Here is an 11,729-nt window from a genome sequence, read left to right as displayed (position 1 = left end):
TTATATCGAATGTCTGGGATTAAAGAAATAGTCATTCAGTAAACTCAAAAGCCTACTGATGACTATTATAATATTAGAGAAAACTATCTCACAAATTTTTTATTTATTGATTGAGTTTCATTTTTATAGGTTGCAATATAAACTCCACTTCCTAGATCAGGCATTGAAATAGAGAAATCATTATTCCCTTTAGTTAGGGATAAAGATTGTTCTACTATTTTTTGACCAGAAACAGTATAAATAATAAACTGACCTGAAGACTCCTTGTCGGCAGCAATATTAATTTTTAAATCTGAAGCATTTGAAGATGAAAAAATTTGCATTGCTAAACCTTCAAAGCCCATATTAACACTAATTGGATTGCTTAAAGTAGCTTTACCATCTAAATCAACTTGGTTTAAACGGTAATAGTTTGTACCTGCTGCAGGGTGATGATCAGAAAATGAATAGTCTATTATTGTATTACTGTTACCCGCACCAGATTTACGCCCAATGCTATTAAAAACTTTTCCATCTGCTGATCTTTCTACATCAAAATGAGAGTTGTTTGCTTCGGAAGCAGTTGTCCATTTTAATTGAACTGATAACGATTGTTTTTGAGCAGAAAATGAAGTTAATGAAACTGGTAAGGTTACTGGATATGTTAATATTACTTTCCCAACTGCACCAGCCCCACCTTTAGCTGAAGAAGCTGAAGCATAACCTCCACTTCCTCCACCTCCTGGTGCGATACCTACAGCACCAACAGTCCCCTGAACATTATTAATTGCACCTCCTGCCCCTCCATTTCCTCCAGCACCACCAGCTCCTCCTCCTGTACTTAAGACTCCATTACTTCCACTAACGCCTTTGGTAACTAAACTTGCTCCAGCATCAATATCAAAATTAACTACTGCAGAAGCTGTGCCATCACCATTTATCGTTACGGTAGGTACACTAGTATAACCCGAACCTTGACTTGTCATAGTTATATAAGATAAAACACCAGTACTGAGTGAAGTATTTGCTGTAGCTCCTGAACCCCCACCACCAGAAATAGTTGTAATAGCAGATGAAGTACCACTATTAGCAGTTCCTGAAGAAGTTATATTAACTCCATACACTCCCCCTAATAATCCTCCTGGACCTGACTGATTTTGAGATGTTGCACCACTCCCTGCGGCTCCACCAGATGCAGTTAAAGTTGATATGGAAGGTCCAGAAAATTCAGATTTACCTCCAGGATTTCCATTTACACCTGCAGATGTAGTTAAACCTTGTAATCCACCTGCTCCCACAATTATTGTATAACTTACACCAGGAGTTACACTAAAATTATTCTTAACATAAGATCCACCACCACCACCACCGCCTGCTCGTCCAACAGCTGCAGTTGCACTTCCTCCACTTCCTCCTGCACCCCAACACTCAACTTGTAAAGTAGTTACACCAGTTGGACAAACCCAACTGTAAGTACCTGCAGTAGAAAATATTTCTGGACTTTGCCCGAATGTATTTGTACTAATAATAAGAGCAAACAGGGAAATTGACAATTTCTTAATCAAGAGATTTTGTTTCAAAAGTAATTTTCTCATCATATTTAATTTTTAATTGGTTTAAAACAGATTTAAATCCAGCTATCCAAATTTAGACTTGATATACTCAACGTTAACTCAATAGAAATCAGCCATAGCAGAAATTCTAATTGAATTTTAAACAGTAAAATTTTCTAAAAAAAGATTTATTTGGTTAACACTAATGTATAAGACACTAAAGTTTTAGAGGAGTAAAATCTTAAGAAAATAGGGGTAAAATATTAAATTAGTGAAAAAGACAGTATTAAGGCACATAAAAATGCCCTAAATAAATCTAAATATTGATCAATTTAATTTCTGATAAGAAAGAAAATGATATGGATGGGAATTTTAATTACTGGGTTAACCTATTGATTAACAACGCACTTTGAGTTCTTCCTTTTTCTAATAAAGGTTCAAAAAAATCTTTAGCTTCTTTAAAATGAGTTTTATAACCTTCCATATCTTGATATTTAATAATAGATGCCCATTCTCTTACTGCGGTATGAAACTCCAAATCGTCTCCTCTTATGCTTTTATCAAATAATGCAGTTTGGATCGTTTCTTCCAACAAATCATCATTTTTAAAAAGATATTCAACAATACCTAAACGTAATTTAAAAGGTGGCGTTTGGCACATCATATTATCATAAGGATTGATTTTTAATTGATACCAGGCATCAACCATTGCCAATAAACTTAAATGAGAATTAGGTTTAGCTAACGCGATGTTATTGCCCACACTAAATTCTTTCATAATCTCATCATCAAACAAAATCAAATTATGTTGCCCATGAAAAACAAAATCCCGAGCTTTATAAACACGCTCTCTAAAATTCACTTCATCTTCTTGAATCATCATTTTAAATAATTCAGATTCTGATTGCGCATACGCCGCTATTTGATTAGCCGCATAAGGATTTAATATTGCCAAACCAGCATAAATATGGGCTTTATAACCAAAAATCCTTAAAGTGGTCAATATTTTCACATTATCAATTCCAGATACATAAGCACCACTTTCCCAAGGATAAGTTCCCGCATTTTTCCAAGCGGTCCCCATACTCTCAAAACCCATGTGAGTTACAGCTTGTGTATCTGCCATAATTTGGTCATGCTGATGAAAATCTTCCAATTCAATAATTTCTGATTCTAAAACAGCTAATATTTCTAAAGCTTTTTGATAATTTTCTTTGCTAATGCGATGCGGAGCAACAATCAACTTCTGCCCTTTAGTTTCAAAACCAGGGCCATGTAAAGAATGAGTAATTAAAATTTGGCTATCAGCCGGAAGGTACTTTTCAAAAGCAACCACTTCCGGGGTTTTCACAGAAGTCATTCCGGTAACAATAGCACCAGGTTTAGTTGCTTCTGCAGCAAATGCCACTACTTCTAATATTTTCTCGGCTTCTACAGCGTAAAATATAAAATCACAAGTATTGGAAACTTCCTTTGCATCATCCAAAACCACAATTCCCAAAGGAGAAAGTTCTGAAACTAAAGATGCTTTTCGATCTGGTAAATCACATCCAGAAACAGATAAACCTGCTTTCGAAAATGTACGGGCATATAATTTACCCATATCTCCCAAACCAATCATTCCGATTTTCATGGTGGCTAAGATAGAAAAGATGAAAGAGAAAGAAGTAAGAAAATCAGTAGTCGAATTGAAATTATAGAAGTTTAAATAATTTTGATATTTTTGAAATTAAATCTAGCCAAAATGAAAAAAAATAACATTGTACTCCTTTTGCTTTTAATATCATTTACCAAAATTAGAGCTCAAGAATCTTCAGACAAACCAAACTCTTATATTAACTTTAATATCGGAAGCTTTATTAATCTAGGTAGTAGTATAAATAGCCTCCAAACAAACAAAATTTTTGAAGAATTTAATACTCCTGGAGTTCAAGCTGGATTAAGTTATGAAGTAGAAAAAAAACATCTTTTATTTTCTGGTGGTATAAGTTTAAGAATTGTTCCTTATGGATATAAAGGAACAATTCAACTTAAAGATTTACAACCTAACAATGAACGTTTCGGTTATTTTTTTGCTAACTCTAGATATGTGTATTTTTTACCAAGCTTACCATTTAAAATCACTTATCAAACTAATCCAAATTTGGCCAATCAAAGATTCTGGTTTAGTGCAGGAGTAGAATTAAATTTTTCAAATACCAAAGAAGATAATTATAGTGTTTCTTACAATCCTACCAATTCAAATCAACCTACAAATTTACTTATATTTAATTCAGCTTCTCAAAAACAAACATTTTTGGCCCTTAATATAGGGACAGGTATTACTAAAATTCAAAAAAACGGTGATCAATTACGATTTGGACTAAACTTTAATGGGAGTTACGTAGCTACTGCATTAATTAAGGGTGATTATATTGTAAATCTAAAAGATGAAACTATTACAGGCACTTATCTGTCAAATGGTTCTTATTTAGGTGTAACTATTGCTTATGCTTATAAAACAAAAAAGGATTGATTTCAATTTAAAAATTGAAAATCTCTAAATAAAAACTTTTGACTAATCAGCTAATAATCCCTTTTCCGAAAAACGAAAAGGAATTATTAGCATCAATTAACACTATTTAAATCCCTAAAATAGAGCAATACCTATTTAAAGCTTGCAATTCTTCTTTAGCTATAAACAAATGAAAATCTTCTTTTCTATTTTCTACTTGAGCATTTTCTAAAGACTGGTAATATTTCATTCTATTTTCTACATCTCCTTTTATATTAGCAATCACATAACCATTTTTTAAAAGAATAAGATTCATAATCAACCTAGAAGTTCTACCATTACCATCTAAAAATGGATGGATGGTGACCAATCTTTCACTTAACTCTGCCGCTAATACCACAGGATGTAAATCATTTTTGTGCGCTTCATACCAAAAAAATAAATCCTCCATTTGTTTTTTAATGATATAAGGTTGTGGTGGCATATGCTTACTCCCACTAATCATTACCTGCACATCTCTATATATACCAGCATATTTTGAATCTATTCCCTTCAAGATAAGTGAATGTAAAAGCAGCAAATCTCTTTCTGAAAAATCAGAATCTTTATTGATAAGCTCTTTTAAATAACCTAAAGCTTCTTTATGATTAATGGCTTCTAAATGCTCACGCATACTTTTACCAGAAATAGTAATTCCTTCATTAACCACCAAATCTGTTTCCCTAAGAGTAAGTGTATTTCCTTCTATCCTATTGCTTTCAAAAGTATATTCTAGTTCTAATGCTTCGGTAATTTTATAGCTATCTAAGTTTCTATATTGTACAAGCTTTTCTTTTAGAGTATCAATTTCTTTTAGAGTATCAGCCAATTCATCATCAGTTTTTAACTCATTTTTTTTGTAGTATTTCACCTTCTCTTCTGTAACTGAAAGTACCTCTAAAGCAAATTTTCCATACCCAATTTGATCAACAACTTGGCCACTTAACCAATCAACCAATAAATCATGTGCATCTAAATCTAATAGATGAGCAATTTTAATAATTTGCTCTCTTGTTGGTCTTCTAACTCCTGATTCAAATTTGCTAATCAAAGATGAATCAACATTTAGCTTTTGCGCTATTTCTCTTGTTTTAAGACCTTTTTTTATTCTAGCAGCTTTAATAATAGATTTCATTTTATTGTCAATTTAATTCATGACAAATATAGTCATTATTTTATATGCTTTCTAAATTATATAAACACTAAATATTAGTTACCCAAATCTCTAAAACAAAAAAATCCCTTTCCGAAAAACGAAAAGGGATTTTTAATGCTATAAAAAATCTATCAGACTTTAATTTCAACTTCTACACCAGAAGGTAATTCTAGCTTCATTAAAGCATCAACAGTCTTTGCTGAAGCGCTATAAATGTCTAACAATCTTTTGTAAGAACACAATTGAAATTGCTCTCTTGCTTTTTTGTTAACGTGAGGAGAGCGTAATACAGTGTAAATTTTCTTCTCTGTTGGAAGAGGAATTGGACCACTAACTACCGCACCCGTAGGTTTAACAGTCTTTACAATTTTCTCAGCAGATTTATCTACCAAGTTGTAATCGTAAGATTTTAATTTAATTCTGATTCTTTGGCTCATCTTTGTTTGTTTATACCCTCAATAAGAGCTATTAATTATTGAGAGTGAGTTTATTTTTATTATAGTTGAATGGCTACATTTAAGTATCAAGTATCAAGCCCTATAAGTGTCTTGATACTTGATACAAATTACTTGATACTATGAAGTAACTTTTCCTTTTGCTTTCGCTATTACTTCTTCTTGTACGCCCTTTGGAGCTGGCTCGTAATGGTCAAATTCCATTGTTGAAGTTGCTCTACCAGAAGTAATGGTACGTAATTGAGTCACATAACCAAACATTTCAGAAAGTGGTACTAAGGCTTTAATTACTTGAGCTCCTGCTCTAGTATCCATACCTTGTAGCTGACCTCTTCTACGGTTTAAATCGCCCATTACATCTCCCATGTTTTCTTCAGGAGTTAATACTTCAATCTTCATAATTGGCTCCATTAACACTGGCTTACATTTTGGCAATGCTTCGCGGTAAGCGTTACGGGCTGCTAATTCAAAAGATAAAGCATCTGAATCGACTGCGTGGAATGAACCATCAATTAATCTAACTTTCATACCTGTTACAGGGTAACCTGCAAGTACTCCGTTAGATAATGAACCTTCAAATCCTTTTTGTACAGACGGAATAAATTCACGTGGAATAGATCCACCAGAAATTTCATTCACAAACTGAAGACCTGTTTTGTCATCGTCGTTTGGAGAAATGATGATTTGAATATCAGCAAATTTACCACGACCACCAGTTTGTTTCTTGTAGGTTTCTCTATGTTGAGTTGTACCAGTAATTGCCTCTTTGTAAGCAACTTGTGGTGCTCCTTGGTTTACTTCTACTTTAAATTCACGCTTTAAACGATCCATTAAAATATCTAAGTGAAGCTCACCCATACCTTGGATAATGGTTTGACCAGAATCTTGATCAGTATGAACACGGAAAGTTGGATCCTCTTCAGCTAATTTATTTAAAGCCATACCCAATTTATCAACATCAGCTTGAGTTTTTGGCTCAATAGCTAAACCAATAACTGGATCAGGGAAGTTCATAGATTCCAATACAATTGGATTCTTTTCATCACAAAGTGTATCTCCTGTTTTGATATCCTTAAATCCTACTACCGCAGCAATATCTCCAGCTCCTACATTAGGAATTGGGTTTTGCTTGTTAGCATGCATTTGGAAAATACGAGAAATACGTTCTTTATTTTCTGAACGAGCGTTATAAACATAAGAACCCGCTTCTAAGTTTCCTGAGTAAACACGGATAAAACATAAACGACCTACGAAAGGATCTGTTGCAATTTTGAATGCCAAAGCTGCAAAAGGTTCTTTTTCATCAGGTCTACGTACTAATTCAGCACCAGTATCTGGGTGAGTTCCTTTAATACCTTCTTGATCCATTGGAGAAGGCAATAATTCCATCACATAATCCAACATGGTTTGAACACCTTTATTTTTGAAAGATGAACCACAAACCATAGGAACAATACTTGCATCTATAACTGCTTTACGTAAAGCATCTAAAATTTCACGCTCAGTAATAGATTCTGGATCGTCAAAGAATTTCTCCATTAATGATTCATCATAATCAGCAACAGACTCCAACAATTTCTCTCTCCACTCTTTTGCTTCTTCAATTAAATCATCAGGAATTGGAACTTCGGTAAAAGTCATTCCTTTATCTTCTTCATTCCAAACAATTCCACGGAAGTTGATTAAATCTACTACTCCTTTGAAACCATCTTCAGAACCGATAGGTATTTGTAATGGCACTGCATTACTACCTAACATATCTTTAACTTGTTTAACAACTTTTAAGAAATCAGCACCTGCTCTATCCATTTTGTTAACAAAACCGATACGAGAAACGTTATAGTTATTAGCTAAACGCCAGTTAGTTTCTGATTGTGGCTCTACCCCATCAACTGCCGAGAATAAAAATACCAAACCATCTAATACACGTAAAGATCTATTTACCTCAACGGTAAAATCTACGTGACCAGGAGTATCAATTATATTGATATGGTAAGTTTGTCCTCTGTATTTCCAGTCAACTGTAGTAGCAGCAGAAGTGATAGTAATACCACGTTCTTGCTCTTGTGCCATCCAATCCATTGTTGCAGCACCATCGTGTACTTCACCAATTTTATGACTTACACCTGAGTAATAAAGAATACGCTCAGTTGTGGTTGTTTTACCCGCATCAATGTGGGCAGCAATTCCAATGTTTCTTGTGAATCTTAAATCTCTTGACATTTTATGGATTTCTTTGATTTTTTAAATGATTACACCGATTTTTAGTTTTAAGCCAAAAATCGGTGTAATCAAATTAATCTATGTAATCTTTTAAATTAGAATCTAAAGTGAGAGAATGCTTTATTAGCCTCTGCCATTTTATGTGTATCTTCTTTTTTCTTAACAGCTGCACCTTCACCTTTTGCTGCAGAAATGATTTCACCTGCTAATTTTTCCATCATGGTTTTTTCTCCACGCTTTCTAGAATAGCTAATTAACCATTTCATACCTAAAGCAATTTTACGCTCTGGTCTTACTTCTGTTGGAACTTGAAAATTTGCACCACCTACTCTTCTAGATTTAACCTCTACAGCAGGCATTACATTATTTAAAGCTTTTTTCCATTGTTCTAAGCCATTTTCAGTGGTTTTAGTTTCCACCATTTCAATAGCTTTGTAAAAGATGTCATAAGCGATAGATTTTTTTCCATCAAACATCATATTATTTACGAATCTGGTAACCATAACGTCGTTAAACTTTGGGTCAGGCAGGATGATTCTCTTTTTTGGTTTCGATTTTCTCATTGTCTTGTCCTCCGTTTAATTATTTCTTTTTACCTTTTGTTGGTGCTGCAACAACTTGTCCTGGTTTTGGTTTCTTAGTACCATATTTAGAACGACGTTGATTTCTACCCGCTACACCTGCAGTATCTAATGCACCACGAACGATGTGGTAACGTACTCCTGGTAAATCTTTAACTCTTCCACCACGCACTAAAACAATTGAGTGTTCTTGTAAATTGTGACCTTCACCTGGAATATAAGCATTGATCTCTTTTCCATTGGTTAAACGTACACGAGCAACTTTACGCATTGCTGAGTTTGGTTTTTTAGGGGTAGTAGTATATACACGGGTACATACTCCTCTTCGCTGTGGACAGCTGTCCAACGCTGGGGATTTACTCTTATCCACCAGAGCTACTCTACCTTTCCTAACTAATTGTTGAATGGTTGGCATTAAGCTTTGTTTAAGTGTTTTTTATTAATTCTTTAATTCTTTTCCTATGGTTCATAACATACCCAAGCAAAAGGATTGCAAAAGTAGGATTTTATTTTTTGATTTTCAATAGGTTGTGAGAAATATTTTTGATTTATAGTGTCAACAATTGACAGAACGAAGTCAGCAGTATAGATAATAGCAATAATTATAATAGATAGTGGTATTTGTGCCGTAGCAGCTGATTTAAATTAAATAGAAAAAGTTATTAATTGACTATTTCTTTTGTACAAACTTTAAAATAAGGGCGTTCCCCAAAAGGGTCGCGTTGTCCGCTGTATCTTTTTGTAAAAAACAAAAAGGATATCGCTACCACCGCTAACGCACCTAAATACTACTGCGACCTATCTATTACCAATGTTTAAACTAAAAAATCACTTCCCTAGATTTAAAGTTTTTAATACCTATAGATTTATTTAGTCCATTCACTACACTTATTCCCTAAAACAGGGCATAAACACAGTTAATTTTAGTTATAATTAATAAATTTAAAGTAATTATAAAATAAATATCATCATTTTATAAACTAATAATTGATGCTAAGAACCTGCTTCTTCGCATCAAGAAGCACATTTAACTGCTCCAAAATATTCAAGTCCTATTTATTTTTAACATAGCCTATTTAAAACAAGCACTTGCTTTGCTTTGCATGTATCAGATCCATAAAACCTCACAAAACGGATTTAAAAAATTAAAAACTCATATCACTTAATTAATCAATCATGAACAAGAAACCTACTTTGAATTTGGACGGTATTCAAATACCCAAAAAAAGAAGTTATTCGAAATTTTATAAGACATTCGGAGCCTTACTAATATTATTCGGAATTTTTATTTCCGGCTGTAAAAAAGACGAATTTGCAGGAGAAGTTGTTGGCCTTTGCCCAACGGTAACTTCAGACCCTATGGATAAAGCAGTAGACGTTGTTTTAGATAAAGTTGTTACCATTACCTTTAACACTCCAATGAATGCCTCTTCTATTAATAATGGCACATTCAGCATCAAACAAGGTAATAATGTAATTGGAGGAACAGTAGCTCCAACTGCTAACGCTGCTGTTTTTACTTTTACACCAGATGCACCATTTAATCCTTTCCTTACTTATACAGGAAAAGTTACAACTGGAGCTAAAGATACTTTACGTACGGCTATGGCGGCTGATTACGATTGGACATTCACTTCAATTCCACGTATTTCTTTAACTGCTAATCCAACAAATGGTGGAATTCCTAATGGTGCTGGAAACTTTGCACAAGGCTCTACAGCAACTGTAACGGCTACCGCATTACCAACTTTTGCATTTACAAATTGGACAGAAAACGGAACTATTGTTTCTACAAGTGCTAGTTATTCATTTAAAGTAAATGGAAACAGAGCATTAGTTGCCAACTTTATCCCAATCCCAGTAGGAAACTCTTCGGTTAATTTATCTTCTAGTCCTGCTATAGGCGGTAATAGTAACGGTTCTGGAGCTTATCCAACAGGTTCTAGAGTGACTGTAAATGCTATGGCAAATGCAGGTTATACTTTTGTTAACTGGACAGATAATAATGTAGTTGTTTCTACCAGTTCAAGTTATCAATTCATTTTAGTTGGTAATAGAACTTTAGTGGCTAATTTCAGATTAATTCCTTCATCTCAATTTGCATTAATTTTATCATCAAGCCCAGCTGCTGGTGGTATGACAGATGGAGAAGGCGCTTACAATTCTGGAACATCTGTAACCGCAATAGCTACGGCAAATACTGGTTATACTTTTGCTAATTGGACAGAAAATGGAGCTATTGTTTCTACAAGTCCTAATTATACATTCTCATTAAATAACAACAGAACTTTAGTTGCTAATTTCACAGTTAGAACTTTCACTTTAAATGTGACTGCTGTAAATGGTATGGTTCTTAAAACACCAAATCAATTGACTTATAATTATGGAACTGATGTAGTATTAACTGCGCAACCAAGTCAAGGATATGCTTTTAGTTTTTGGAGCGGAGATGCTTCTGGTACAGTAAGTCCGTTAACAGTAGATATGATTGTTAACAAAAATATCACTGCAAATTTTGTATTGCTACCAACAGGTACGGGTATAGGACCAGTTCTTCCTAATCTAGGCTTAGCTGGTAATTATGCAATTCTTACCAAAACAGGAATCACCACAACCGGTGTTACTTCAATTATAGGAAATATAGGGGTGAGCCCAATTGCAGCAACTGCAATTACAGGTTTTGGTTTAATAATGGATACTAATGGTCAATCATCTACCACACCAATAGTTACCGGAAAAGTTTACGCCGCCACTTATGCAGCACCAACACCTGCAAACTTGATAACAGCCATAAGCAATATGGAAACCGCTTTTACATCATCAAACAATTTAACGGCTCCAGCTCCTGTTATCAATTTAGGTGCAGGAAATATAAGCGGGTTGGTTGTTCCTCCAGGGTTATATAAGTTTACTACTGGGTTATTAATCTCTAGCCAAGGGGTTACGCTAGTTGGTAATGCAAATGACACATGGGTATTCACCATTACCAATGATTTAACGGTGAATAGCAATGCGAAAATCACTTTAGGACCAGGTGTACAAGCAAAGAATATTTACTGGGTGGTATCTGGTCAGGCTTTGTTAGATACTGGAGCAGATTTTAGCGGTATCATACTAGGTAAAACTTTGATCTCTCTAAAAACAGGAGCTAAGGTTAACGGAAGGTTATTAGCTCAAACAGAGGTTACCTTAAACGCTAACACAGTTACTCAACCTCAATAATCATTCTTAAATACCTCTATCTCCACA

9 protein-coding genes are annotated in these 11,729 nt (G+C 34.2%); 2 read left to right on the top strand and 7 right to left on the bottom strand.

Annotation, left to right across the window (positions count from 1 at the left end):
- Positions 1-83 precede the first annotated feature (83 nt).
- Positions 84-1,577 carry a T9SS type A sorting domain-containing protein gene (locus FA046_RS06075; RefSeq protein ID WP_136825498.1) on the bottom strand — a complete coding sequence of 498 codons (1,494 nt, stop codon included), beginning with the start codon at positions 1,575-1,577 and terminating at the stop codon, positions 84-86.
- A gap of 331 nt (positions 1,578-1,908) precedes the next feature.
- The gene (locus FA046_RS06070; RefSeq protein WP_136825497.1) at positions 1,909-3,165 is read right to left on the bottom strand and encodes a prephenate dehydrogenase; all 1,257 of its coding nucleotides are present in this window, start codon (positions 3,163-3,165) and stop codon (positions 1,909-1,911) included.
- 111 nt (positions 3,166-3,276) lie between these two features.
- Here FA046_RS06070 and FA046_RS06065 point away from each other — a divergent pair, with 111 nt between their 5' ends.
- Entirely contained in the window at positions 3,277-4,047 is a 771-nt protein-coding gene (locus FA046_RS06065; protein WP_136825496.1) for a hypothetical protein, read from the top strand.
- Positions 4,048-4,153: 106 nt separating this feature from the next.
- Here the strand turns inward: FA046_RS06065 and FA046_RS06060 are convergent, their stop codons facing one another.
- From FA046_RS06060 to rpsL, 5 genes are all read right to left on the bottom strand, one after another.
- On the bottom strand, positions 4,154-5,200 hold the full coding sequence (locus FA046_RS06060; protein WP_136825495.1) for a Fic family protein: 1,047 nt from the start codon (positions 5,198-5,200) through the stop codon (positions 4,154-4,156).
- Positions 5,201-5,352: 152 nt separating this feature from the next.
- Positions 5,353-5,658, bottom strand: a complete 306-nt coding sequence (gene rpsJ, locus FA046_RS06055) for a 30S ribosomal protein S10 (protein ID WP_013633190.1) — start codon at positions 5,656-5,658, stop codon at positions 5,353-5,355.
- Positions 5,659-5,796: 138 nt separating this feature from the next.
- Entirely contained in the window at positions 5,797-7,899 is a 2,103-nt protein-coding gene (gene fusA, locus FA046_RS06050; protein ID WP_136825494.1) for an elongation factor G, read from the bottom strand.
- A 95-nt stretch (positions 7,900-7,994) separates the two neighbouring features.
- A complete protein-coding gene (gene rpsG, locus FA046_RS06045) occupies positions 7,995-8,462 on the bottom strand; it encodes a 30S ribosomal protein S7 (RefSeq protein ID WP_136825493.1) in 468 nt (155 codons plus the stop codon).
- A gap of 19 nt (positions 8,463-8,481) precedes the next feature.
- Entirely contained in the window at positions 8,482-8,895 is a 414-nt protein-coding gene (rpsL, locus tag FA046_RS06040) for a 30S ribosomal protein S12 (protein ID WP_136825492.1), read from the bottom strand.
- 761 nt (positions 8,896-9,656) lie between these two features.
- Here rpsL and FA046_RS06035 point away from each other — a divergent pair.
- On the top strand, positions 9,657-11,702 hold the full coding sequence (locus FA046_RS06035) for an ice-binding family protein (protein WP_136825491.1): 2,046 nt from the start codon (positions 9,657-9,659) through the stop codon (positions 11,700-11,702).
- The last annotated feature ends 27 nt before the right edge of the window (positions 11,703-11,729 follow it).

The sequence above is a fragment of the Pedobacter cryophilus genome (genome assembly GCF_005116455.1).
Lineage (GTDB): Bacteria > Bacteroidota > Bacteroidia > Sphingobacteriales > Sphingobacteriaceae > Pseudopedobacter > Pseudopedobacter cryophilum.
The sequence above is the reverse complement of the archived record's forward strand: the minus strand, read 5'-3'. Positions and strand labels throughout refer to the sequence as shown.

Excerpts from the sequence above, each read along its gene's own strand:
- FA046_RS06075 (WP_136825498.1), bottom strand. The coding sequence starts at position 1,577 with ATGATGAGAAAATTACTTTTGAAACAAAATCTCTTGATTAAGAAATTG.
- FA046_RS06070 (WP_136825497.1), bottom strand. The coding sequence starts at position 3,165 with ATGAAAATCGGAATGATTGGTTTGGGAGATATGGGTAAATTATATGCC.
- FA046_RS06065 (WP_136825496.1), top strand. The coding sequence starts at position 3,277 with ATGAAAAAAAATAACATTGTACTCCTTTTGCTTTTAATATCATTTACC.
- FA046_RS06060 (WP_136825495.1), bottom strand. The coding sequence starts at position 5,200 with ATGAAATCTATTATTAAAGCTGCTAGAATAAAAAAAGGTCTTAAAACA.
- rpsJ (WP_013633190.1), bottom strand. The coding sequence starts at position 5,658 with ATGAGCCAAAGAATCAGAATTAAATTAAAATCTTACGATTACAACTTG.
- fusA (WP_136825494.1), bottom strand. The coding sequence starts at position 7,899 with ATGTCAAGAGATTTAAGATTCACAAGAAACATTGGAATTGCTGCCCAC.
- rpsG (WP_136825493.1), bottom strand. The coding sequence starts at position 8,462 with ATGAGAAAATCGAAACCAAAAAAGAGAATCATCCTGCCTGACCCAAAG.
- rpsL (WP_136825492.1), bottom strand. The coding sequence starts at position 8,895 with ATGCCAACCATTCAACAATTAGTTAGGAAAGGTAGAGTAGCTCTGGTG.
- FA046_RS06035 (WP_136825491.1), top strand. The coding sequence starts at position 9,657 with ATGAACAAGAAACCTACTTTGAATTTGGACGGTATTCAAATACCCAAA.